The organism is Lichenicoccus sp., assembly GCF_965276875.1.
GTDB lineage: Bacteria > Pseudomonadota > Alphaproteobacteria > Acetobacterales > Acetobacteraceae > Lichenicoccus.
This window is the reverse complement of the sequence record NZ_OZ255701.1, coordinates 899,101-922,963: the sequence shown is the minus strand read 5'-3', so window position 1 is coordinate 922,963 and position 23,863 is coordinate 899,101. Positions and strand designations below refer to the sequence as shown.

24 protein-coding genes are annotated in these 23,863 nt (G+C 67.8%); 19 read left to right on the top strand and 5 right to left on the bottom strand.

The window, feature by feature from the left end; all coding sequences use genetic code 11:
• The first annotated feature begins 39 nt into the window (after window positions 1-39).
• From ACQY4K_RS04655 to ACQY4K_RS04600, 12 genes are all read left to right on the top strand, one after another.
• Entirely contained in the window at window positions 40-639 is a 600-nt protein-coding gene (locus ACQY4K_RS04655) for an anthranilate synthase component II (protein WP_428393837.1), read from the top strand.
• 13 nt (window positions 640-652) lie between these two features.
• Complete coding sequence (gene trpD, locus ACQY4K_RS04650) at window positions 653-1,723, top strand: anthranilate phosphoribosyltransferase (protein WP_428393835.1); 1,071 nt, start codon at window positions 653-655, stop codon at window positions 1,721-1,723.
• A complete protein-coding gene (gene trpC, locus ACQY4K_RS04645; protein WP_428393833.1) occupies window positions 1,723-2,532 on the top strand; it encodes an indole-3-glycerol phosphate synthase TrpC in 810 nt (269 codons plus the stop codon). Before trpD ends, trpC begins: the two co-directional genes overlap by 1 nt.
• A 2-nt stretch (window positions 2,533-2,534) precedes the next feature.
• On the top strand, window positions 2,535-3,038 hold the full coding sequence (gene moaC, locus ACQY4K_RS04640) for a cyclic pyranopterin monophosphate synthase MoaC (protein ID WP_428393831.1): 504 nt from the start codon (window positions 2,535-2,537) through the stop codon (window positions 3,036-3,038).
• Complete coding sequence (pdhA, locus tag ACQY4K_RS04635; protein ID WP_428393829.1) at window positions 3,035-4,045, top strand: pyruvate dehydrogenase (acetyl-transferring) E1 component subunit alpha; 1,011 nt, start codon at window positions 3,035-3,037, stop codon at window positions 4,043-4,045. Before moaC ends, pdhA begins: the two co-directional genes overlap by 4 nt.
• 3 nt (window positions 4,046-4,048) lie before the next feature.
• Entirely contained in the window at window positions 4,049-5,419 is a 1,371-nt protein-coding gene (locus tag ACQY4K_RS04630) for a pyruvate dehydrogenase complex E1 component subunit beta (RefSeq protein WP_428393827.1), read from the top strand.
• A 12-nt stretch (window positions 5,420-5,431) separates the two neighbouring features.
• Window positions 5,432-6,682 carry a pyruvate dehydrogenase complex dihydrolipoamide acetyltransferase gene (locus tag ACQY4K_RS04625; RefSeq protein ID WP_428393825.1) on the top strand — a complete coding sequence of 417 codons (1,251 nt, stop codon included), beginning with the start codon at window positions 5,432-5,434 and terminating at the stop codon, window positions 6,680-6,682.
• A 1-nt stretch (window position 6,683) separates the two neighbouring features.
• Window positions 6,684-8,093: a dihydrolipoyl dehydrogenase gene (gene lpdA / locus ACQY4K_RS04620; RefSeq protein WP_428393823.1), complete on the top strand. Its 1,410-nt coding sequence runs from the start codon at window positions 6,684-6,686 to the stop codon at window positions 8,091-8,093.
• 74 nt (window positions 8,094-8,167) lie between these two features.
• Window positions 8,168-9,124 (top strand): lipoyl synthase, encoded by a 957-nt coding sequence (gene lipA, locus ACQY4K_RS04615; RefSeq protein ID WP_428393821.1) that lies wholly within the window; start codon window positions 8,168-8,170, stop codon window positions 9,122-9,124.
• Window positions 9,124-9,585 (top strand): type II toxin-antitoxin system RatA family toxin, encoded by a 462-nt coding sequence (locus tag ACQY4K_RS04610; RefSeq protein WP_428393820.1) that lies wholly within the window; start codon window positions 9,124-9,126, stop codon window positions 9,583-9,585. Before lipA ends, ACQY4K_RS04610 begins: the two co-directional genes overlap by 1 nt.
• A 148-nt stretch (window positions 9,586-9,733) precedes the next feature.
• Window positions 9,734-10,273 carry a hypothetical protein gene (locus ACQY4K_RS04605; RefSeq protein WP_428393818.1) on the top strand — a complete coding sequence of 180 codons (540 nt, stop codon included), beginning with the start codon at window positions 9,734-9,736 and terminating at the stop codon, window positions 10,271-10,273.
• Window positions 10,274-10,403: 130 nt separating this feature from the next.
• Window positions 10,404-10,772 carry a hypothetical protein gene (locus ACQY4K_RS04600; RefSeq protein ID WP_428393816.1) on the top strand — a complete coding sequence of 123 codons (369 nt, stop codon included), beginning with the start codon at window positions 10,404-10,406 and terminating at the stop codon, window positions 10,770-10,772.
• Here the strand turns inward: ACQY4K_RS04600 and ACQY4K_RS04595 are convergent.
• Genes ACQY4K_RS04595 through ACQY4K_RS04580 form a run of 4 tightly spaced genes read right to left on the bottom strand, consistent with a single transcriptional unit; the run spans window position 10,769 to window position 14,849 of the window.
• Entirely contained in the window at window positions 10,769-11,278 is a 510-nt protein-coding gene (locus tag ACQY4K_RS04595) for a CinA family protein (RefSeq protein WP_428393814.1), read from the bottom strand. The two genes, ACQY4K_RS04600 and ACQY4K_RS04595, sit on opposite strands and share 4 nt — an antisense overlap.
• A 25-nt stretch (window positions 11,279-11,303) precedes the next feature.
• The gene (locus tag ACQY4K_RS04590; RefSeq protein ID WP_428393812.1) at window positions 11,304-12,428 is read right to left on the bottom strand and encodes an MFS transporter; all 1,125 of its coding nucleotides are present in this window, start codon (window positions 12,426-12,428) and stop codon (window positions 11,304-11,306) included.
• Window positions 12,428-12,919 carry a phosphatidylglycerophosphatase A family protein gene (locus ACQY4K_RS04585; RefSeq protein WP_428393810.1) on the bottom strand — a complete coding sequence of 164 codons (492 nt, stop codon included), beginning with the start codon at window positions 12,917-12,919 and terminating at the stop codon, window positions 12,428-12,430. The genes ACQY4K_RS04590 and ACQY4K_RS04585 overlap by 1 nt, the downstream gene beginning before the upstream one ends.
• Window positions 12,909-14,849, bottom strand: coding sequence for a transglycosylase SLT domain-containing protein (locus ACQY4K_RS04580; protein WP_428393808.1), 1,941 nt, complete (start codon window positions 14,847-14,849; stop codon window positions 12,909-12,911). Before ACQY4K_RS04580 ends, ACQY4K_RS04585 begins: the two co-directional genes overlap by 11 nt.
• A gap of 81 nt (window positions 14,850-14,930) precedes the next feature.
• Here ACQY4K_RS04580 and dapA point away from each other — a divergent pair, with 81 nt between their 5' ends.
• From dapA to ACQY4K_RS04565, 3 genes are all read left to right on the top strand, one after another.
• Complete coding sequence (dapA, locus tag ACQY4K_RS04575; protein WP_428393806.1) at window positions 14,931-15,809, top strand: 4-hydroxy-tetrahydrodipicolinate synthase; 879 nt, start codon at window positions 14,931-14,933, stop codon at window positions 15,807-15,809.
• Window positions 15,802-16,284, top strand: coding sequence for an SsrA-binding protein SmpB (gene smpB, locus ACQY4K_RS04570; RefSeq protein WP_428393804.1), 483 nt, complete (start codon window positions 15,802-15,804; stop codon window positions 16,282-16,284). Before dapA ends, smpB begins: the two co-directional genes overlap by 8 nt.
• A 124-nt stretch (window positions 16,285-16,408) precedes the next feature.
• Window positions 16,409-19,234 (top strand): PAS domain S-box protein, encoded by a 2,826-nt coding sequence (locus ACQY4K_RS04565; RefSeq protein ID WP_428393802.1) that lies wholly within the window; start codon window positions 16,409-16,411, stop codon window positions 19,232-19,234.
• 20 nt (window positions 19,235-19,254) lie between these two features.
• Here the strand turns inward: ACQY4K_RS04565 and ACQY4K_RS04560 are convergent, their stop codons facing one another.
• The gene (locus tag ACQY4K_RS04560) at window positions 19,255-19,962 is read right to left on the bottom strand and encodes a uracil-DNA glycosylase (protein ID WP_428393800.1); all 708 of its coding nucleotides are present in this window, start codon (window positions 19,960-19,962) and stop codon (window positions 19,255-19,257) included.
• Window positions 19,963-20,068: 106 nt separating this feature from the next.
• Here ACQY4K_RS04560 and folK point away from each other — a divergent pair, with 106 nt between their 5' ends.
• The 4 genes from folK (at window position 20,069) to acpS (ending at window position 23,802) form a co-directional block, all read left to right on the top strand.
• A complete protein-coding gene (folK, locus tag ACQY4K_RS04555; RefSeq protein ID WP_428393798.1) occupies window positions 20,069-20,590 on the top strand; it encodes a 2-amino-4-hydroxy-6-hydroxymethyldihydropteridine diphosphokinase in 522 nt (173 codons plus the stop codon).
• Window positions 20,591-20,606: 16 nt separating this feature from the next.
• Window positions 20,607-21,005: a DNA-directed RNA polymerase subunit omega gene (gene rpoZ, locus ACQY4K_RS04550; RefSeq protein WP_428393796.1), complete on the top strand. Its 399-nt coding sequence runs from the start codon at window positions 20,607-20,609 to the stop codon at window positions 21,003-21,005.
• A gap of 106 nt (window positions 21,006-21,111) precedes the next feature.
• On the top strand, window positions 21,112-23,370 hold the full coding sequence (locus tag ACQY4K_RS04545; protein WP_428395972.1) for a RelA/SpoT family protein: 2,259 nt from the start codon (window positions 21,112-21,114) through the stop codon (window positions 23,368-23,370).
• 24 nt (window positions 23,371-23,394) lie between these two features.
• Window positions 23,395-23,802: a holo-ACP synthase gene (gene acpS / locus ACQY4K_RS04540; RefSeq protein WP_428393794.1), complete on the top strand. Its 408-nt coding sequence runs from the start codon at window positions 23,395-23,397 to the stop codon at window positions 23,800-23,802.
• The last annotated feature ends 61 nt before the right edge of the window (window positions 23,803-23,863 follow it).

The window sequence follows — 23,863 nt, the reverse complement described above, 5'->3', positions numbered from 1 at the left end:
CGATTGACCATTCGCCGCCCTCGGCCCCATTAATGACGGATGATCCTGCTGATCGACAACTACGACAGCTTCACCTTCAATCTGGTGCATTATTTCGGCGATCTCGGCGAGACCTGCGACGTGCGACGCAACGATGCGCTCAGCGTCGAGGCGGCCATGGCGCTGCGGCCGGACGCGATCGTGCTGTCGCCGGGGCCGTGCACGCCCGATCAGGCCGGCATCTGTTGCGCGTTGATCGCACGGGCGGCGGGGGTGGTGCCGGTGCTGGGGGTATGTCTCGGCCATCAGGCGATCGGCCAGGTGTTCGGCGGCGAGGTGGTGCGTGCCAGGACACCGATGCACGGCAAGGTCAGTCCGATCCGTCATCAGGGGAGCGACGTGTTCGCGGGCCTGCCGAGCCCGTTCGATGCCACCCGCTATCACAGCCTGGTGGTGCGTCACGACAGCCTGCCCGAGACGCTGATTGCGACCGCCTGGACCAATGACAACGTCGTCATGGGCCTCGCGCATCGCGACCTTCCGATCTTCGGCGTGCAGTTCCATCCCGAGAGCATCGCCTCGCAGCATGGCCACGCGATCCTGGCTAATTTCCTCGGCATCGCCCGCGACCGCCACGCACCCGGCGTCCGCGCCGCTTGAGGGACGACCTGGGATGTCGTCGGACCTGAAGCCGGTGCTGGACCGCGTCGCGCGCGGCGAGCGGCTGTCGCAGACGGAGGCGGCCGCCGCGTTCGAGGTCATCATGTCGGGGGCCGCGACCGACGCCCAGATCGCCGGCCTGCTGATCGGCATGCGGGTGCGCGGCGAGACAGTGGACGAACTCGCGGGTGCCGCGCGCGCGATGCGCCGGCACATGCGCGGCGTCGCGGCTCCTCAGGGGGCGATCGACGTCTGCGGCACCGGTGGCGACGGCTGCTGCACCCTGAACGTCTCGACCGCGGTCGCCTTCGTGCTGGCGGGGTTGGGCGTGCCGGTGGCCAAGCACGGCAACCGCGGCCAGTCCTCGCCGACCGGCGGCACCGATGTGCTGGCGGCCCTCGGGGTGCCGCTCGACCGCGATACCGGGACGCTGGGGCTCACCTTTCTGGCCGCACCACGGCACCATCCGGCGCTGCGCCATGCGGCCACCGCGCGTCGCGACCTCGGCACCCGCACGCTGTTCAACCTGCTGGGGCCGCTCTGCAACCCGGCTTCGGTGACGCTGCACCTGATCGGCGTGTTCGACCCTGCCTGGCTGGAGCCGGTGGTGCGGGTGTTGCAGCAGCTCGGCTCCGAGCGGGTCTGGGCGGTGCACGGCGAGGATGCGATCGGCGGCGGCCAGGGGGGCGCACAGGGCATGGACGAGCTGACCCTGGCCGGCCCGAGCCATGTGGTGGCGCTGGAGGCGGGCCGCGTCCACCGATTCACGCTCACGCCCGAGCAGGCCGGCCTGCAGCGGGCGCCGATCAGTGCGATCGCCGGCGGCGATGCCGCGCATAACGCGGCAGCCCTTGAGGCGCTGTTGCGCGGCGCGCGCGGGCCCTATCGGGATACGGTCCTGTTCAATGCGGGGGCGGCCTTGCGCGTGGCGGGCGGAGGCAACATGTTCCGGCCCGGGCCCGATCCGTCTGCCTTGCGGCAGGCGATCGCGCTGGCGGCGCGGGCGCTCGACGACGGCTCGGCCTGGCGCGTTCTCGAGGCGCTGCGGACGGGTGATAGCGGCAATGGGGAAGAGCAGGGCTGATGGCCAATGATGCGTCCGATACGCTGGCTCGTATCTGCGCACAGACGCGCGCGGACGTCGCCGAGCGGAGCCTCGCTGTGCCGCTCAAGGAATTGCGCGCGCGGGTGCGCGACCAGGCGGATGTGCCGCGGCCGTTCGCCCAGGCGCTGCAACTCAAGACCGCCCAGCACGAGGTCGGCCTGGTCGCCGAGATCAAGCAGGCATCGCCGTCGGCAGGGCTGATCCGCGCCAACTTCGATCCGGCCGCGATCGCCCGTGACTATGAAGCGGCGGGTGCGGCCTGCCTGTCCGTGCTGACCGAAGGGCCGTCCTTCAAGGGCGATCTCGAGCATCTGCGCGCGGCGCGCTCGGCAACCGGGCTGCCGGTGCTGCGCAAGGACTTCATCCTGCAGGACTGGCAGGTGTTCGAGAGCCGCGCGGCCGGCGCTGACTGCATCCTGCTGATCATGGCGGCTCTCGGCGATGACCAGGCCTCCGATCTACTCGGTCTGGCCCGCGCGCTCGATCTCGACGTGCTGGTCGAGGTGCATGACGAGGCCGAACTGCACCGCGCGCTGGCGCTGCCGGCGTCGTTGATCGGCATCAACAACCGCAACCTGCGCACTCTGCGTACCGACCTCGCCACCACCATCCAGTTGGCGCCGCTGGTGCCGCCCGACCGTATCATCGTCGCCGAGAGCGGCATTGCCACGCGTGCCGACGTGCTGCGTCTGGCGGCAGCCGGGGCGAGTTGCTTTCTGGTCGGCGAGAGCCTGCTGCGCCAGCCGGATTGCAGGCATGCCGCCGCAGCCTTGCTCGGGCCGCTCTGACCATGCTCACCCATCTCGACGAAGCCGGCCGGGCGCGTATGGTCGACGTGTCGGACAAGCCATCGACACTGCGCGAGGCGATCGCGCGTGGCCGTGTGGTCATGCGGCCCCAGACCCTGGCGCTGATCGAGGCGGGCGGGCTGCCGAAGGGCGACGTGCTGGCCACGGCGCGGATCGCGGGCATCATGGCGGCAAAGCAGACGGCCGTCCTGATCCCATTGTGCCATCCGCTGAGCCTGTCGTCGGTCGCGGTCGAACTGCGACGTGGCAGTGCGGGCGACTGCATCGAGATCGAGGCGCGTGTGCGCACCACCGGCCCCACGGGAGTGGAGATGGAGGCATTGACCGCGGTCAGCGTCGCCGGGCTCACGCTCTATGACATGTGCAAGGCGGTCGATCGCGGTATGCAGATCGAGGCGGTCCGGGTGGTCGCCAAGTCTGGTGGCCGGACCAATATCCCGGATATGGAACAGGCAGACGATATGCGCGAAAGGGCGTCTCCATGAACGTATCGCAGAAGGTGACGCCCGGGGATCTGCGCAACAGCGCCACCATGACCCAGGACGAGCTGCTCGCCGCCTACCGTGGCATGGTGCTGATCCGTCGCTTCGAGGAGCGCACCGGCCAACTCTACGGCATGGGGCTGATCGGCGGCTTCTGCCATCTCTATATCGGCCAGGAGGCGGTGGTCACCGGCGTGCAGATGGCGCTCAAGCCGGGTGACAAGGTGGTCACCTCGTATCGTGACCATGGCCATATGCTGGCGACCGGCATGCAGCCACGCGGCGTCATGGCCGAGCTCACCGGACGGGCCACCGGCTATTCGCGCGGCAAGGGCGGCTCGATGCACATGTTCTCCCGCAAGGAGAACTTCTATGGCGGCCACGGCATCGTCGGCGCCCAGGTCTCGATCGGCATCGGCCTCGCATTCGCCAACCGCTATCGCGGCTCCGACGAGGTCGCGGTTGCCTATTTCGGCGAGGGCGCCTCGAACCAGGGCCAGGTGTTCGAAAGCTTCAACATCGCCGCCCTGCATAAGCTGCCCTGCGTGTTCGTCATCGAGAACAACCGCTACGGCATGGGCACCAGCGTCGAGCGCGCCTCCGCCTCGCACGACCTGTCGCAGAACGGCGTGCCCTGGGGCATTCCCGGCAAGCAGGTCGACGGCATGGATGTCGAGGCGGTGCACGACGCGGCCAGGCAGGCGGTGGCGCACTGCCGCGACGGCCAAGGGCCGTATCTGCTGGAGATGACGACCTATCGCTATCGTGGCCACTCGATGTCCGACCCGGCGAAGTATCGCACCCGCGATGAGGTCGACGAGATGCGTCGCGAGCGCGACTGCATCGAGCGGGTGCGCCACGCGCTGCTCGAGCGCGGCGCCGAGGAGAGCGCGCTCAAGGCGATCGACGACGAGATCAAGCGCACCATCGCCGAGGCCGCCGAGTTCGCCCAGAGCAGTCCCGAGCCGGACCCGGCGGAACTCTGGACAGACGTGCTGGTGGGGGGCTGAGCGATGTCCACCGAAGTGCTGATGCCGGCGCTGTCGCCGACCATGACCGAAGGCAAGCTCGCGCGCTGGCTGAAGAAGGTCGGCGATGCGGTGAGTGCCGGCGACGTGATCGCCGAGATCGAGACCGACAAGGCGACGATGGAGGTCGAGGCAGTCGACGAGGGCACGATCGGCAAGCTGCTGGTCGAGGAGGGCACCGACAATGTCGCGGTGAACGCGCCGATCGCGATTCTGCTGGAGGACGGCGAGGACGCGACTTCCGTCAATACCAAAAAGACGGAAGCGCCGGCGATGCCGAAGGTCGCGGCAGAAAGCGGCGCCAAGGAGATCGCCGATCGTGGTTCGGCGCAAAAAACTCCCGAGCTGGCGCGTGCGGCACCCGAGCAGGCCTGGGGCGAGACTAGGCCCATGACCGTGCGCGAGGCGTTGCGCGACGCGATGGCGGCCGAGATGCGTGCCGACCCGGATGTGTTCCTGATGGGCGAGGAGGTCGCCGAGTATCAGGGCGCCTACAAGGTCAGCCAGGGCATGCTCGACGAGTTCGGCGCGCGTCGGGTGATCGACACGCCGATCACCGAGCACGGCTTCACCGGCATGGCAATAGGGGCGGCACTGACCGGGTTGCGGCCGATCGTCGAGTTCATGACCTTCAATTTCGCCATGCAGGCGATCGACCAGGTGATCAACTCGGCGGCCAAGACGCTGTATATGTCGGGCGGCCAGATGGGCTGTCCGATCGTCTTCCGTGGCCCGAATGGCGCGGCCTCGCGCGTCGCCGCCCAGCACAGCCAGTGCTATGCAAGCTGGTACGCGCATGTGCCGGGGCTGAAGGTGGTCGCACCGTATTCGTCGGCCGACGCCAAGGGGCTGCTGCGCAGCGCCATACGCGATCCGAACCCGGTGATTGTGCTCGAGAACGAGCTGCTCTACGGCCAGAGCTTTGAGTGCCCGACCGATCCCGACTTCACCCTGCCGATCGGCCGGGCCCGCATCGAGCGCGCGGGGGCGCACGTCACCATCGTTGCGTTCTCCATCATGGTGGGTGTGGCGTTGAAGGCGGCGGAGCTGCTGGCCGCCGACGGCATCGAGGCGGAGGTGATCAACCTGCGCTCGCTGCGGCCGCTGGATACCGCGACGATCATCGAAAGTGTGAAGAAGACCAACCGGCTGGTCAGCGTCGAGGAAGGCTGGCCGTTCGCCGGCATCGGCGCCGAGGTGGCGATGCAGGTCATCGAGCACGCGTTCGACTGGCTCGATGCGCCGCCGGTGCGTGTACACGGGTTGGATGTGCCGCTGCCCTATGCCGCCAACCTGGAGAAGCTGGCGCTGCCGCAGCCCGAGTGGGTCGTGGATGCGGTACGCAAGCTGATCTGAGGGAATGGGATCATGTCCGTAAACATCCTGATGCCTGCGCTGTCGCCGACGATGACCGAGGGCACGCTCGCGCGCTGGCTCAAGAAGGAGGGCGAGTCGATCGCGGCCGGTGACGTCATCGCCGAGATCGAGACCGACAAGGCGACGATGGAGGTCGAGGCGGTCGACGAGGGCGTACTCGGCCGTATCCTGGTCGCCGACGGCACCGAAGGCGTGAGGGTCAACGCGCCCATCGGCATCATTGTCGAGCCGGGCGAGGAAGTGTCGGAGCCGGCTCCTGCCGCGGCACCGAGCAAGTCGCAGGCGCCGGCGGCAGTTCCGCCAGCCCCCAGGCAGGAGCCTGCTGTTGTCCCGCAGACCCCGGAGAGCGACCGGCTGTTCATCTCGCCACTGGCTCGGCGCCTCGCCAAGGAGGCCGGGATCGCGCCGGAAACGCTGACCGGCTCCGGTCCGAACGGACGCATCGTGCGCGCCGATATCGAGGCGGCAAGGCAGCGACCCGCGCCACCGCCGCCCGCGGCCCGCGCGCCGGCGCCACGACCGGCACCTGTCGCGATCGTCGCACCGCACCAGAAGATCCCCAACAGCAACGTCCGTCGGGTGATCGCGCGCCGGCTTGCGGAGTCCAAGCAGTTCGTCCCGCATTTCTACGTCTCGATCGATGTCGAGCTGGACCGGCTGCTCGCCTTGCGCACGGAGCTGAACGCCGCCGCCCCGAAGGAGGGACCTGGCCAATACAAGCTCTCGGTCAATGACCTGCTGATCAAGGCGGCCGCGGTAACGCTTCGGCGGGTGCCGAAGGTGAACGCCTCCTATACCGAGGAGGCGATCCTGCAATATGACGACGTTGACATCTCGGTCGCGGTCTCCATCCCGGACGGGCTGATCACCCCAATCGTGCGCCGTGCCGACGTCAAGAGCCTCTCACAGATCAGCAACGAGGCGCGCGCGCTGATCGCCCGCGCCCGCGACGGCAAGCTCAAGCCGGACGAGTTCCAGGGCGGCTCGTTCTCGATCTCCAACATGGGCATGTATGGCGTGCGCGAATTCTCCGCGATCATCAATCCGCCACAAGGCGCGATCCTGGCGATCAGTGCCGGTGAGCGGCGCGCCGTCGTGCGCGGCGACGACAGCATCGTGGCGGCAACCGTCATGACCTGCACGATCTCGGTCGATCACCGGGTCATCGACGGGGCGCTGGCGGCGCAATGGATGTCGGTGTTCCGCTCGGTGGTCGAAGCGCCGATGAGCCTGGTGGTCTGAAATGGCGGATACTGAGTTTGACCTGATCGTCGTCGGCGGCGGTCCGGGCGGCTATGTCGCGGCGATACGGGCGGCCCAACTCGGCATGAAGGCGGCGGTGGTGGAGCGTGAGAACCTCGGCGGCATCTGCCTGAACTGGGGCTGCATCCCGACCAAGGCGCTGCTGCGCTCGTCGGAAATCAATCACCTGCTGCATAACCTGGACGCGTTCGGCTTCGCCGCCGACAATATCCGCTTTGATCTCGACCGGGTTGTTGCGCGCTCGCGCGCGGTCGCCAAGCAACTCGCGTCCGGGGTTGGCCACCTGCTAAAGAAGAACAAGATCGCCGTGTTCGACGGTAGCGCGAAGCTCGACGGCGTCCAGGGCGACCTGCGCCGCGTCGCGGTGGCCAAGGACGACAAGCCGGTGGCAAGCCTGACCGCCAAACACGTGATCCTGGCCACCGGCGCGCGGGCGCGGCTGCTGGACGGGCTGGAGCCGGACGGCAGGCTGATCTGGGCCTACCGCGAGGCGATGGTGCCGGACGTGATGCCGGCACGGCTGCTGGTGGTGGGGTCGGGGGCGATCGGCATCGAGTTTGCTTCGTTCTACCGCAACATGGGGGCCGAGGTGACCGTCGTCGAAGTAGCACCCGGGATCTTGCCGGTCGAGGACGCCGAAATCGCCGCCTTCGCCCGTCGCGCATTCGAGAGACAAGGCATGCGTATCCTGACCGGTGCCAGGCTCGGCGAAGTCCGCAAGGACGCGGACAGTGTCACGGTGACGGTCGAGGCGGATGGCAAGAGCGAGCAGATCACGGTCGATCGGGCGATCTCCGCGGTGGGGATCGTCGGCAATGTCGAGGGGCTCGGGCTCGAAGGCACAAAGGTCGAGGTCGAGCGCACGCATGTGCGGATCGATCCGTTCTGCCGTACCGGCGAGCCGGGCGTGTATGCGATCGGCGACCTTGCCGGGGCACCGTGGCTTGCGCACAAGGCAAGCCATGAAGGGGTGATCTGCGTCGAGAAGATCGCGGGCCAGGACGTCCATCCGATCGACTGGAGCAACATCCCGGGCTGCACCTACAGCCGCCCGCAGATCGCCTCGGTGGGACTGACCGAGGCACGCGCGCGCGAGGCCGGACACGAGCTGCGGATCGGGCGTTTCCCGTTCGCCGGCAATGGCAAGGCGATCGCGATGGGTGAGCCGGAGGGCATGGTCAAGACCGTGTTCGATGCCGGCACCGGCGAGTTGCTGGGCGCGCATATGGTCGGCGCCGAGGTCACCGAGATGATCCAGGGTTACGTGATCGCGCGCACCCTGGAGACCACCGAGCAGGAGCTGATCAACAGCGTCTTTCCGCATCCTACCGTGAGCGAGACCATGCATGAGGCGGTGCTCGATGCGTATGATCGGGTCATTCATTACTGAGCGGCCCCTGGCCCGGCGTTGACGGCTCCCGGGCGGGGTTCCATCTGTGTGTTCATGAGTTTATTGAGGCCCGCATGTCGACCCGGCTGCTGATCGATCACCGCGCCGGGGTGGTGCGGCATCCCGAAAAGATGCTTCGTCCCGACAACCCCGTGGCGCGCAAGCCGGACTGGATACGGGTGCGGGCCCCCACCCACCCCGTCTACCACGAGACCCGGAACCTGATGCGCGCGCATGGGCTGGTCACGGTCTGCGAGGAGGCGGCCTGCCCGAATATCGGTGAGTGCTGGTCGCAGCGCCACGCCACAATGATGATCATGGGCGAGATCTGCACCCGCGCCTGCGCCTTCTGCAACGTGCGCACCGGGCAGCCCGACCCGCTGGATGCCGGAGAGCCGGGACGGGTTGCCGAGGCGGTCGGCAAGCTCGGCTTACGCCACGTGGTGATCACCTCGGTCGACCGCGACGATCTCGAGGATGGCGGGGCCGCGCATTTCGCCGCCGTGATCGCGGCGATCCGGGCCGCGTCGCCGGCCACCACGATCGAGATCCTGACCCCGGATTTCCTGCGCAAGCCGGGCGCGCTGGAGCGCGTGGTGGGCGCCCGCCCGGACGTGTTCAACCATAATCTGGAGACCGTGCCGCGGCTGTATCCGACGATCCGGCCAGGTGCCCGCTATTTTCAATCGCTGCGGCTGCTCGACCGGGTCAAGCAGCTCGATCCCGGCATCTTCACCAAGTCCGGCCTGATGGTGGGGCTCGGTGAGCAGCGCCTGGAAATCCTGCAGGTCATGGACGATCTGCGGGTCGCCGATGTCGATTTTCTCACTTTGGGACAATATCTGCAGCCCAGCGTGAAACATGCCGGCGTCGCTCGCTTTGTCACTCCGGACGAGTTCAAGGACTATGGCGGCATGGCACGAGCTAAGGGGTTCCTGTTGGTGAGTGCGACGCCGCTGACGCGCTCGTCCTATCACGCGGACGCGGATTTCGCGGCCCTGCGCGACGCGCGCGCGCGTCGGGCCGGCTGATGCCGACGCATGCGGAGCGGCGGCTGATCGCGTATTCGCCCGAGCAGCTTTTCGACCTGGTCGCCGACGTCGACCGCTATCCCGAGTTCCTGCCCTGGTGCGTGGGTGCCAAGGTACGCAGCCGGAGTGCCACCGAGCTCTCCGCCGATCTGACCATCGGCTTTGGCCCGTTCCGGGAGAGCTTCACCAGCCGCGTCGAGTTGCAGCGGCCGCGCTTTGCCCATGTGCGCTACGAACACGGCCCGTTTCGATACCTCAACAACCGTTGGACCTTCACGCCCGACCCGAAAGGCTGCCAGGTCGATTTCTTCGTCGAGTTCGAGTTTCGTTCGCGTCTGCTCCAGGCCGCGATCGGTGCGGTGTTCAACGAGGCCGTGCGCTTGATGGTGCGGGCGTTCCTGCGACGCGCGCGTGAGGTCTACGGACCGCCAAAAGTCAGTGCCGAGCCAGTACAGGCCTGAGGGGCAAGAACGGATTTATGCCGCTGTTGCGGAACCGCCACGCACGCCCCTCGTTGCAAGCACGTGTTGGTCGGGAGTGGAGTCACGCCTGCAACAATACCAATCCAAGCCGAGCCTGCCCTGGCTTACGGCAGAGAAGGAAGATGACATGAAATCCTTTCCAAGCGTTCCTGTCCTGACGGCCGCGGCCTGCTCGGCCATCTTGGCGCTCTCGCTTCCAGCCCTGGCACAGACCAGCGATGCCGTGACGGATAACGCCGGCACCATGCATCATCACCACACCCATCATCACCACATGATGCACTCCAAGCATGGCATGATGAAGAAGTCCGGCGGGGGCGATGCCGAGACCGAGAAGCTGAACGAGCAGAGCCTGCAGAACGCCAAGAGCGGTAGCACCTCGGGCAGCATGGGCTCGGGTAACATGGGCTCGGGTAACATGGGCTCTGGTAACATGGGCTCAGGCAATATGGGCTCGGGTAGCATGCAGTCCGGTAAAATGGGGTCTGGCAGCATGGGGTCTGGCAGCATGGGGTCGGGAGGAATGGCGCCGCCGGCAGGTGGTGCGATGGCCGCTCCCGGGACCGGGATGTCGGCACCATCGGCCGGGTCGATGGGCAAAACGGCACCGATGAATGCCCCGCCGACCGGCACCTCGCCTTCGAATGCTCCTCCTTCAAACAAATAGGCTGTTGTTCATCGTCTGGTAACGGGCGTGTGATCTTATAGGGTCATCCGGAACATCCTGTTCCGGGTGACTGCTACCGATAGCGTTCCCTTGCGGACCGTCTACCGGAGATCACCGGGAAAACCTTGCCATGCGCTCTATCTGGAATGCCGGAGCGGCCCTCGCCGTGACAGGCCTGCTGACCATCACCGCATCACTGGTGTCCGGCAGCAACTATGCAGCCCAAGCCCAACCGCCATTCGCCCAGGGTGGCCTTGAACAAGGCCTGGAGGTCATCTCCGACGGTCCACATCGGCATTACACAGGCCTTGCCGAGCATTTCCGCGCCGCGAACACCAGCAATGACGGCAAGCTTACCCTGACTCAGGCACGCCAGGCAGGCTGGTCGCGTGTCATTCGGCACTTCGGCGAGATCGACTCCAGCCGCGCCGGTTACGTGACACTTGCCCAGATCCACGCCTTCAATCTTGCGCACAGGCATGCACGCCGCACAGTCTAGACGATTTTGGGGCGAGCCTCGCCACGCTCCCTGCCTAGAAGCGCCAGGGCCGCCGCGACCGCTTTGGCGCGAACCTCCGCGCGGGTACCTTTGAAGACGAAGCGTTCGGCACGGGTTGCGCGGCCCGTTTCCGCCATACCCACCCATACCAGCCCGACCGGCTTGTCCAGGCTGCCGCCGCCAGGTCCGGCAATGCCGGTAATCGATACCGCGCAGTCCGCGCCGGACCGGCTGAGCGCACCCTCGGCCATCGCACGCGCCACCGCCTCGCTGACCGCGCCGACGCTTTCAAACAACGCGCCAGGCACCCCCAGCAGCGCCTGCTTCATCACGTTCGAATAGGTGACGAAACCGCCGAGCACGACTTCTGAGCTGCCGGGATGGTGGGTCAGGCTTGCGGCGACCAGACCTCCGGTGCAGCTCTCCGCGGTGACCGCGGTCAGCCCCTGCGCACGTAGCCGCTCAAGCGTCTGCGCGGCCGCCGACAGGATCGTCTCATCGAGCACGCCCACCTCCGCAAGACCCACGGGCTTACAAAGCCCGCGCGCTCAGGGACACCGCAATGAGCAGTGCCGCCAGGATCGCGAACGCCGCGGGAAGGCTGGTCCAATGCGCAACAAAGCCGATCCCGGCAGGACCGGCAAGCATCCCGGCGTAGCCCAGGCTGGTAATGGCCGGGACCGCCAGTTTTTCGGGCATCGCGCTCTGCCGCCCGACGGCGCTGAACAGCACCGGGACGATGTTGGCGCAGCCGGCACCCACCAGGCCATAGCCGAGCAGCGCCATCTCCCATGACGGGATCCAGCTTGCGATGACGAAGCCCGCTGCCGCCAACAGGCTGCCGAGCATGACCACGCGGCGCGGTTCCAGGCGCTCGACGATACGGTCGCCCGCCAAGCGTCCCACGGTCATGGTCGTGGCGAACGCGGCATAGCCAAGGCCGGCATAGGAGGTCGGCACGTGTCTGACGTTGGTCAGGAACACACCACTCCAGTCCAGCACCGCGCCTTCGGCCAGGAACAGCACGAAGCAGAGTGCCCCGATCAGCAGCACAATGCCGTGCGGTATGGCGAAAGCCGGCCCGTCAGCGGGGGACCCGAACGGCAGCAGCTTTGCCGCAGCCAGAGCAAGTGCGAGGAGAATGCCCAAGGACACGCACAAGCTGGCCTGCGGCGGTGTCGCGCCCGCGCTCAGCAAGGCCGCCATGCCGCCGGCGCCGGCGATGCCGCCAAGGCTGAACAGGCCGTGAAAGCCCGACATCATGGCGCGTCCACTCGCGCGTTCCACGATGATCGCCTGAATATTCATGGCGACGTCCATCGCTCCGAGGCCGGCGCCGAACAGGATCAGCGCCATGACGAGCAGCGGCAGCGATGCGAGCAGCGAGAGCATCGGCAGGGTTGCCGCGACGACGAGTGCGGCGACGAGCATCACCGCGCGGCAGCCGAAGCGGGCGGTGAGCGCACCGCTGAGCGGCATCGTCACGATCGAACCAAGCCCGAGGCACAGCAGCAGCAGCCCAAGGCCGCCTTCGCTGACCCCGGTATGCGCCTTGGCGAAGGGCACCAGGGCGGCCCAGGCCGAATAGCCGAAGCCGGTGATGAAGAACACGACCCGGGTGGCGCGCTGCTCGGGACGCCCTGGGCGCCATTGCACTAGACCCGCGTCCGGGCGAGGCGCAGCAGGGCGGCGCCAAGCAACCCGGCCGCGATGTCGTCGCCCATCACACCGATGGCATCATGGCGGCGGTCGAGCGTGCCGATCGGGCCCGGCTTGGTGATGTCGAGCAGACGGAACAGCGCGAACGCCGCCAGCAGCCAACCAAGCCTGGCGGCCGGCCTGGGTGCCGCGGGGCCGAGCAAAGGCGGCGCGCCGAGCAGCGTAATCCATTGCCCGGCGATCTCGTCGATCACCACCCAGCCATGATCGGCACCCCCCGAGGCGCGGGGTATGGCCCAAAGACCCGCAAGACAGACCGGCAGGATGGCGCGCGGCAGCCAGCCGGCGCGCGCGCGGAGCGCAATGCCCGGCGCCAGGGCGGCAAGCGATCCCACGGTGCCGGGTGCTGCCGGGCTGAAGCCGACGCCGAGGCCGCTTGCGATCAGCACCGCCAGGTTGCGCGAGCCCGCCGCGCGCCTAGGCCGCATTCGGCGCCGCCATGCGCACCTTATAGATGGTCTGGCTCTCCATCACCCGCTGCACGTAGTTGCGGGTCTCGCCATAGGGGATCAGCTCGATCCAGTCGATAGTTTGGTCAGTCCCTTGCGGCGTGCCGTTCTGCTGAACCCACGCGCGCACCCGGTTGGGGCCGGCATTATAGGCCGCAGCCGCCTCCGGCACGCTGCCGCCAAACTGACGCAGCAGGTCAGCGAGGTAGGCGGTGCCGAGGGCGATATTGGTTTGCGCATCGAACAGCGCGCCCGGCCCGAGCGGGTGCCCGGCCACCCGGCGCGCGGTCGCCGGCATGAGCTGCATCAGCCCACGCGCGCCGGCGGGGCTGACGATCCCGGGATCAAAGCTGCTCTCCTGGCGCATCACCGCAAGAGCGAGTCCCGTCGGCAGCCGCGGCGTGCCTTCCGGCCTATACGGCACTGGCCAGCCTGACCACGGCAACAGCAAGCCCTGCTGACCGGCGCGACGCGCGATCGCCACCGCCACATCGTCAAGTCCGAGGCGGTCGGCGAAGGCGGCATCCAGTGCCTTCGCGCGATCGCTATCAGCCAGTCCGTCCAGCCTGAGCAGGAACGCGCCAGCCTGGTGGGGATCGTTCCAGGCCACGAGCAGGGTGGCGGCGCGTGCGAGTTCCAGGCCGGCGAAGCGGATCGCCTCTGCCTGGGTCCAGGCGGGGCCGCGCGCCTGCGCGATCAACAACGCCAGCGCCTGGGGATCACCTCCCGAAAGCTGTCGGATTGCTGCCTGCCCGTAGAAGGTCGTCGGCCGCAGCGCCGCCTGTGAAAAGGCGTCTCGCGCCCGTTGCGCGTCGGCCTGAGCGGCGTAGGCGCGACCCATCCAATAAAAGCCGCGGCTGCTGGTGATCAGCGAGTGCGACTGGCGGGTCAGGTCGGTGAACAGCGGCAAGGCTGCAGCCGGGTCGTGCAGCCGGCGCAGCAGAATCCAACCGCTCAGGAAGTCGACATCGAGCCTGGCGCCGGCCGTGGTCTGCAGGTCGTCCTGGGCCAGGGCAAGTGCCGCAGCATCGCGATGCTGGCCTAGCAGGTCGCGGGCCAGGGCCTGGCGCTCCGACCAGAACGCGGCACGGCGAGGCAGGCTGGCGGCCTGCTCGGCGGCGCGCGCCTGGCCCCGCCAGAGTGCTACGGCGGCGTCCTGCTGGTCCTCGCGGCGCAGCCAGCGCGCCAGATCCAGCAGCAGCGCGGGATCGCGTGCCGCCGCCCCGCGCAGGCTTGCGGCCAGCCGGTCGGCATCGGGGTTGCCGTGACGCAGCGCCAGCCGTGCCAGGGCAAGCGGCCGGTCGGCCGGCGCCAGACGCGCCACCTGGCGCTGTGCCGCGGCAACTTGGCCCGACCAGGCCTGCCGGTCGAAGCGCTGCCATTGCTGCGCCGGCGTCGGCGCTTCGGCGAACAGCCGCAGGAACTCCGCCTCGGCCGCCGGATCGTCGATGCCCGCGACCCAGGCGGCGGCGGCATCAGTGTCGATGATGGCGCCAGGCAGCGCGATGGCACAGCGCAGCAGGGCCGCCATGGTCGTCGGCGGGTCGGCCAGGCACAGCCTGCGGGCGACCGTTGCATCCGGCTCGACCGCGAGCGCCTGCTGCAGGCGCAGACGCAGCAGCCCGCGCGCCGGCCAGTCCGGGTTGGCACGCAGGAAGTCGTCGATCTCGGATGCCGAGGCGGCGCCCTCGATCTGGGCACGCAGCCAGATCGCGAGCTTGGCCGCCACCGGATCGGCGTCGATGCTTGCCTGACGCTGTGCCATCTGAACGATGGTGTCGGGACCGAGCCGCGCGCGTGGGGCGCAGCCGAGCGCGCATAGTGGCAGCAGAACGGCGAGCAGGACTCCAAGCGGGCGACGCATCGCCGCAGAGAACGGCGAGCCCGCACTTCTGGCAAGGCGGTGCATTCTGGCAAGGTGGGGCTGCTGGCAAGCTGGCGGCCATGGTCGTAGTGTCACCAGTAGATTTTTTATGCTGCGGAGTTCAGGATGTTCCACGGGTCGATCACCGCGCTGATCACGCCCATGTCTGACGACGGCGCGCTCGACGAGGCGCGCTTGCGCAGGCTGGTGGATTGGCAGATCGGCGAGGGCACAAGCGGGCTGGTGCCGACCGGGACGACCGGGGAGAGTGCGACGCTGAGCCACGCGGAACATCGTCGCGTGGTCGATCTGGTCGTGGCTCAGGCGGACGGCAGGGTGCCGATCCTCGCCGGCACCGGCTCGAACAGCACCGCCGAGGCGATCGAGACCACCCGCCATGCCAGGCAGGCCGGGGCGGCCGGCGCCCTGGTGGTCACGCCCTATTACAACAAGCCGACGCAGGAGGGGCTGTATCGGCATTTCATGGCGATCGCCGATGCGGTGGACCTGCCGCTGGTGATCTACAACATTCCGGCGCGTTGCGTGATCGACATGAGTGTGGCGACCATGGCGCGGCTGGCGAAACACCCGAACATCATCGGCGTCAAGGATGCGACGGCGAACCTGCTGCGTCCCTTGCAGGTGCGCGCCGCAATCGGGCAGGGGTTCGTGCAGCTCTCCGGCGAGGATGGCACCGCGCTCGCTTTTCTGGCCGCGGGTGGCGGGGGGTGCATCAGCGTCACCGCCAACGTCGCACCCGGGCTGTGCGCGCAGATGCAAGCCTGCTGGTCGCAAGGCGACGCGACGCAGGCGATGGCAATCCAGGAGCGGCTGTTCGCCCTGCACGAGGCGTTGTTCGTCGAGAGCAACCCGGCGCCGGTGAAGTATGCGGCGAGCCTGCTTGGGCTCGCCGGGGAGACGTGCCGGCTGCCGCTCGCACCGCTCGCGGAGTCCTCGCGGGCACTCGTGCGGGGCGCCGTGGAGGGTCTGGGTCTGCATGGCTGAGAAGCGCAAAAGCGGGATGATCACGCACGGCACCGCCGCGCAGAACCGCAAGGCCCGCTTCGACTACACCATCAAGGAGACCTTGGAGGCGGGCATCGTGCTCAAGGGGCCTGAGGTCAAGAGCCTGCGGCTGGGACGCGCCACCCTGACCGAAGCCTATGCCGGCGAGCACGATGGCGAGGTCTGGCTGTTCAACTGCTATATCCCGGAATACCAGGCTGGTGTGCTGTCGCGCTTTGAGCCGCGGGCGCCGCGCAAGCTGCTGCTCCACCACAAGCAGATCGACAGGATGCTGGGCGCGGTGGCGCGGGATGGGAACACGCTGGTCCCGCTTGACATCCATTTCAATGAGCGCGGCGTTGCCAAGGTGACCCTGGCGGTTGGCGAGGGGCGCAAGAAATCGGACAAGCGTCAGGCCATCGCCGCGCGCGATTGGCAGCGAGACAAGGCGAGGCTGCTCCGCGCGCGCGGCTGATTAAGCCAAAATGACGACTTATTGACGATTTGGTGCGTTTACCTTAAGAGTTCGCCACAAACCGAACGAGGGATCCGTTCCGACAATGAGTCTGCGCGCCCACGTGCTTGCATGATCTTTTGAGTTGAACCAGCTTGCGCCGGTACCCGCCGGCCGTCACGCGGCACTGCTGTCGGCACAGCGTGCCTGCAACGACGTGGCCCCCGCAGCGGACGGTGACCCGGCACGGATGCTCGACTGCGTGGTCGACGCCGCCGCGGCCGTGGTGCCGGCTGCCGGACTGATCGCGTTTGCCATACGCGACGGCGATGGCCTGCTGGTCCAGGCCACCAGCCTCGCGCGCCTGAGGGATCTCCGTGTAGCGGCACCACTCTTCGAGCAGCCGCTGCGTATCGATGACGTGCGCAAGGCTGGTGTGCAGGCGGAAAGCCTCGGGCGGACGCTGGCGATGCGCTCGCTGTTGCTGATCCCGATGCCTTGGCCGCAACGGCGAGAGGGCGTGCTGGTGTTCGCGGCCGCCGGCGTCGCCGCCTTCGACGATAACGACCTGCTGCTTGCCCAATTGCTGGGCGGGATCGTCGCGACGGCGTGTCGTCCCGCCCGCCTGCGCGGGCGCGCGATCAGCGATCGCGAGACGGTCGAACGCACCAGCATCGCCCTCGCGGCGGGCTCGGTGATCGGGATTGGAGTGTGGGAGCCGGGCGGCCTGTCGCTTGACGACCAGCTGCTGCAGGCTTTCGGGTTCAAGGCGAGCGAGATCGCCGGGCTGACCCAGGCCGATTTCCTGCGCCGGGTGCATGCCGACGATCGCGCGGCACTGCTGGCGCTCAAGGGGCGCGCACGCACCGCCGGCGCCACGTTGGCCGTAGCGTTCCGTCTGTGCACCTCTCTGGGCGCCTCACCGGAAGACGCGACCGCAGCCTGGCGCTGGGTCGAGGCGCGCGGTGTGGTGGCGGTGGGCCATGACGGCGAGGCCGGCCGCGTTACCGGGGTATTGATCGATATCGACGCGCGCAAGCGGGTCGAGCTGGAGCTGGCGCAGAACGAGCAGACCGTCCGCCAGGTCGCCGACAGCCTGCCGGTGCTGCTGGTCTATATCGCACCCGACATGACCTTCCGTTTCGCCAATCGCGCCTACCGCAGCATTGTCCCCGGTGCCGCCGATATCGTCGCCGGCGACCCGGTGCGGGTGCTGTTTACCGAGGCGGTCGAGGACAAGCCGGACGGCTTGCTGCGGCGCTGTCTGGCCGGCGAGCGGATCCGCTTCGACAGCCAGAGTCGCGACCGCGACGGCGTGTTGCGCGATCTCGACATGGAATACATCCCCCGTCTTGGCGGCAATGGCGGCTTCGATGGGTGCTACGTCATCGGCATCGACATCACCCGTCGCAAGGAGGAGGAGCGGGCGCTGAACCGCTCCAACCTGACACTCGAACAGAGTCTCGCGGTGGTGCAGCAGGAGAGCGAGCGCATCTGGCGGCTGTCGCGCGACCTGCTGTGCGTGCGTGACCGGAACTGGCGTCTGCGCAGCGTCAATCCGGCCTGGTCGGCGATGCTCGGCTGGTCCCCCGACACCCTGCTGGGCGGCGACAGTCTCGATCTGATCCATCCCGAGGATCGCCCGCACACCATCCAGGCGCGCGCGGCCTTGCAGGGAGACGCCAGCAAGGGCGGCTTTGAAAACCGCTACCGTAACAGCGACGGCAGCTATCGCTGGCTATCGTGGAGCGTGGTGACGGCGGACGGGCTGGTCTATGCCACAGCCCGCGACGTCACGGTGGAGCGGGAGGCGGCGCTGCGCGTGCAGCGCATGGAGGAGCAGCTTCGCCAATCCCAGAAGATGGAGGCTGTGGGCCAGCTCACCGGCGGGATTGCGCATGATTTCAACAATCTGCTCACCGGGGTGATCGGCAGCCTGGAGATGATGCGCACCCGCATGCAGCAGGGGCGTCTCGACGGGCTCGGCAAATACATGGATGCCGCGGCGAATGCGGCCGAGCGCGCGGCGGCGGTGACGCACCGGCTGTTGTCGTTCTCGCGCCGGCAGGCGCTGGAGCCCAAGCTGATCGCGGTGGACCGCCTGGTGGACGGCATGGACGAGCTGATCCGTCGTGCCGCCGGCCCGGTCGCGACCTTGCAGGTCGTCCGGCATCGCGGCGCCTGGAGCACACTTTGCGACCCGCGCCAGCTCGAAATCGCGCTGCTCAATCTGATCAACAATGCCCGTGACGCGATGCCTCAGGGCGGCCGGCTGGTGATCGAGACCGCCAATGCGATGCTCGAGGATTTTGAGCTGGACGGCGTCATCCCGGCCGGAGAGTACGTTGCACTTTCGGTGACCGACACCGGCACGGGGATGTCCGCGGACGTCGCGGCGCGCGCCTTCGATCCGTTTTTTACCACCAAACCGATCGGCCGCGGCACTGGCCTCGGATTGTCGATGGTGTATGGCTTCGCCCGCCAGTCCGGCGGTCACGCCCGGATCGCCAGTGCGCCCGGTCGTGGGGCGAGGGTCACGATCTACCTGCCGCGCGCGGCACAGAGCAGCCTGCCGCCACCGGAGGCGAGCACGGTTGGCTCCGGCCGTGCCGTGCTGCTGGTCGAGGACGAGCCGATGGTGCGGATGCTGGTCGGCGAGGTGCTCGGCGAACTCGACTGCGACACCATCGAGGCGGTCGACGGTGCCGGCGGCCTGCGCGTGCTGCGGGGCGATCGGCAGATCGACCTGTTGATTACCGATATCGGGTTGCCGGGCGGCATTAACGGCGTGCAGATGGCCGAGGCGGCAATGCAGCAACGGCCGGACCTGAAGGTGCTGTTCATCACTGGTCTGGCGGAGAGCGCCGTGCACGAGGCCGGCGAGCGAAGACAGGGCATGGAGGTGATCGGCAAGCCGTTTACCATCGAGCTGCTGATGCAACGGGTCCGTGCGATGATCCTCGATCAATAAGGCGGCCTTAATAAGCGACCTCAATAAGGTGGGGGCTCGTCGAGCCGTTGGCGGAGTGCTGCCACGACAGCCTCGAACATCGCGGTGGTGAGCCGGCCGGTGTTCGTGTTGTAGCGTGAGACGTGATAGCTGTCGGCCAGCAGCATGCCGTCCGGCAGCTCGACCATGCGGCCGTGCGCGAAGCGCATGCGCGCCGCCGGTATGCCATGGGCTGCGAGCACGGCGCTGTGCGCCAGGACACCCAAGGCAAGGATGGCGCGCAGTCCACCATTGGTCTGGAGTTCCGCGCGCATGAACCGGTTGCATTGGCGCACCTCAATGGGCTGCGGCAGGTTCGCCGGCGGCACGCAGCGCACGGCGTTTGCGATCCGGCAGCCGCGCAAGCTGAGCCCGTCCGCCGGGTCCGCACCGTAGCGGCCGGTGGCGAAGCCGAATTTCAACAGCGTCTCATAGAGCAGGGTGCCGGCGAAATCGCCGGTGAACGGACGGCCGGTGCGGTTGGCACCCTTCACCCCGGGGGCGAGGCCGACGATCAGCAGCTCGGCGTCGAGCGCGCCCCAGGACGGCACCGGCCCGTTCCACCATTCGGGATTGGCGGCCTGGTTGGCCTGCCGATAGGCGACCAGTCGTGGGCAGAGCGGACAATCCCGCGCCGGCTCACGCTGCATCGCCTCGCTTTGGGCGCTGAATACGTCCCGATCGCGATTGTCCGCGGCTCGCGAGCGCATCAGGGTGCGGCGGTGAGGCTGGGCGCGCGCGCGGCCTTGGTCATTCTCAATGGTCCTTCATCTGGCAGGATCACAAACCTAGCGAAGATCTGTTAAGAAGGCGTGCATGATCCTGGTTGCCATCGGCGCCAACCTGCCCGGACCCTGGGGGGCGACCCCGCTCGAAACCTGCAGGCGCGCCGCCCGTGAACTGCGCCGGCTCGACGGACTGCAGGTGCTCACGGTCTCACGCTTCTATCGCACCACGCCGGTGCCGCGCTCGGCGCAGCCGGACTATGCCAATGCGATGGTCCGGCTCGCGGGCGACGCCGAGCCGGCTGCCCTGCTGGCAGCACTCCAGGCAATCGAGCAGGCGGCGGGGCGCAGCCGCGGTGCGCGTGATGCCGCGCGCACGCTTGATCTCGACATCATCGACATCGCGGGCCAGCTGCGCGACAGCCCCGATCCGGTCCTGCCGCATCCGCGCACGACGGAGCGCGCCTTCGTGCTCGTGCCGCTGGCAGACGTGGCGCCCGACTGGATCGATCCGCGCAGTGGCCGCGGTGTCGCGGCGCTGCTGGCGGCGATTCGAGGCAATGGTTGCTGCGATGCGCGTGTGCCGCTAGATTGGCCTATTCCATACAGCTAGATCGGAGAATGACGGCATGGCGCGCGTCACCGTTGAGGATTGCGTCGAGAAAATCCCGAACCGCTTCGAACTCGTGCTGCTGGCCGCCCAGCGTGCGCGCAATCTCAGTCGCGGCGAGGAACTGACGATCGATCGCGACAACGATAAGAATCCCGTCGTCGCCCTGCGCGAGATCGCCGGCGAGACCGTCGAGGTGGAGGCTCTGCACCAGGATCTGGTGAAATCGTTGGCGCGTGCGCCGGAGCCGGAGCCGGCCGATGAGGAGGTGCTGGATCTGATCCCCACCGATCAGAACATCTTCGGCCTGCAGGATGTCTCCGCCGAAGAGGAGGCCGGCAACATGGGTACCGAGCTCTCCGCCGAGGACCTCGAGTCCGCGATCGAGGCGGAACTCGGCGGTCGCGGGCGCCGCTAATCCAACGAACAGCATGGCAGCACCGCTCACCTTGGCAGCAGACGGGGTTGGTGGTGCTGACGCGGATGTGCTGGCGGGTCTGCCGGTCGGCTCGCCGCTGGCCAGCATGGACGCGGTCGAGCAGACGGCTCGGATCGGCTGCGAGGGTCTGATCCGCAAAATTCTCGGCTACGACCCGAATGCCGACATTGCTCTTATCGAACGCGCCTTTGCCGTCGCCCGCGACGCCCATGCCAGCCAGAAGCGCGACAACGGCGAACCCTATCTGACCCATCCGCTGGCCGTCGCCGGGATCCTGGCGGGGTTCCGCTTGGATGTCGCCTCGATCGCCACCGCCCTGCTGCACGATACCGTCGAGGATACCGGCGTCACCTACGACGCGCTGCAGGCGAAATTCGGCCGCACCATCGCTGATCTGGTGGACGGCGTCACCAAGCTGACCCGGCTTGAGCTGCAATCCGATCGCACCAAGCAGGCGGAGAACTTCCGCAAGCTGGTGCTCGCGATGAGCCGCGACATCCGGGTGCTGATCGTCAAGCTGGCCGACCGGCTGCACAACATGCGCACCCTGCACCATGTGCGCCGCAGCGACCGACGCGAGCGGATCGCGCACGAGACCATGGACATCTATGCCCCGCTCGCCGGGCGCATCGGCATGGACCGGGTCAAGACCGAGTTGCAGAACCTGGCCTTTGCCGAGCTCGAGACGGAGGCGAACTCCACCATCCAGGCGCGTCTGAACTATCTGCGCGGCCAGGGGGCGGACGTCATCGAGGAGGTGCGCCTGGAGCTTGCGCGTATCTGCCGCGAGGCCGGGGTGGCGCTGATCGAGGTGATCGGGCGGGAGAAATCACCATTCTCGATCTGGGAGAAGATGCAGCGTCGCAACGTCGCCTTCGAGCAGCTCTCCGACATCATGGCGTTCCGCGTGCTGGTGCCGTCGCGCGAGGATTGCTACGTGGCTCTCGGTGCGGTGCATGCGGGCTATCCGGTGATCGCCGGCCGCTTCAAGGACTATATCTCGACACCGAAGGCGAACGGCTACCAGAGCCTGCATACCGGCGTCACCCTGCGTCAGCCGCGCAACCAGAAGATCGAGGTGCAGATACGCACCCCGGAGATGCACGACGTCGCAGAAAACGGCGTCGCCTCGCACTGGGTCTACAAGGAAGTTCCCGGCGAGGCGGACGGGACGCAGGACCCTGGAGTCAACACCGTGATCAGCAGCCTGCGCCGGCTGCGCTGGGTGCAGGACCTGCTGGAGATCATCGAGAATTCCGCGGCCCCGGACGAGTTCCTCGAGAACACCAAGCTCGAACTCTACCAGGACCAGGTGTTCTGCTTTACCCCCAAGGGCCAGCTCATCCAGTTGCCGCGTGGCGCCACTCCGGTGGACTTCGCCTATGCCGTGCACAGCCAGGTGGGCGACGGCTGCGTCGGCGTGAAGATCAACGGCCGGCTGATGCCGCTGCGTCACGAACTGCAGAACGGCGACCAGGTCGAGATCATGACCGCGCGCGGTGGCACCCCGTCGCCGTCCTGGGAACGCTTCGTCGTCACCGGCAAGGCGCGCGCGCGTATCCGCCGGCATCTGGCACAGACGCAGCGCGAGACGCATCTCGATGCCGGCCGTGCGGCCCTCGCCCGCGCCTTCCGCCGGGAGGGGGTCGACGGCTCCGAGAAGGTGCTCGACGCCGCTCTCAAGGGGTTGAAGTGCGCGAGCCGCGACGATCTCTACGTCGCCGTCGGCAACGGCAATCTGGCACCCAAGGACGTCGTTCGCGCGGCCTACCCGGAGCTGCGGCAGGGCGGCCGGGCGCCGCGGATGATCCCCGGCCTGCAGCATCCGGCGACGGGACGCGCCGGAGCAGGGCCCGGCGGGATGGCGCTGGTCGGGCTGGGGGCCGGGATTTCGGTGCATTTCGCCGGCTGCTGCCACCCGCTGCCTGGCGACCGTATCGTCGGCATCGTGGCCCAGGGAAAGGGGATCACCGTACACACCGCCGGCTGCCAAACCCTGGAGAGCTTCGCTGCCACCCCGGAACGCTTCATGGACATCGACTGGGACTACGAATCTGTTGCCAAGCCCGGGTCCAATGCCGGCGCCCGTGCCGGACCTGGCGAAATCCATGTCGGTCGGATCAGCGTGATTGCCGCCAACGAGCCGTCGATGCTGGCCACCTTGACCAATACTGCGGCACGGCATGACGGCACCGTCGTCAACCTCAAGATCGTCAACCGCCAGCTCGACTTCATGGAAATCCTGGTCGATGTCGAGGTCCGTGACCTGCGGCATCTGTCCAGCGTCATTGCCGGGATGCGCGGCACCAGCGGCATCACCCAGGTCGAGCGGGCGAGGGCGTGAGGCTGTAATGATCCTGGGCCACCTATGATCCTAGGTCTGGGCTCCGACCTCTGCGACATCCGGCGCATCGAGCGCGTGTTGGCGGCACACGGCGAGCGGTTCCTGGCCCGGGTGTTCACCGAGAGCGAGCGCGCCCGTGCCGAACGGCGCACCGAGGCGCTACGCGCGGCCACCTATGCCAAGCGCTGGGCGGCGAAGGAGGCCTGCGCCAAGGCGCTGGGGACCGGCTTCTCGCATGGCGTGTTCCATTCCGACATGGGTGTGGTGAACCTGCCGAGCGGCGCGCCGACACTAGCCCTCACCGGAGGGGCTGCCTTGCGGCTGGCAGCCCTGGTGCCGGCCGGCATGCAGCCCACCGTGCTGGTGACGATGACCGACGAGCCGCCCTATGCCTTCGCCCAGGTGCTGATCACCGCGGCCCCGCGTGCTTGAAAGCGCCCGTGCTTGACAGACGCAAGGTCGGTCGGCTTCATCCGCCACCCTGAAGCGGAAC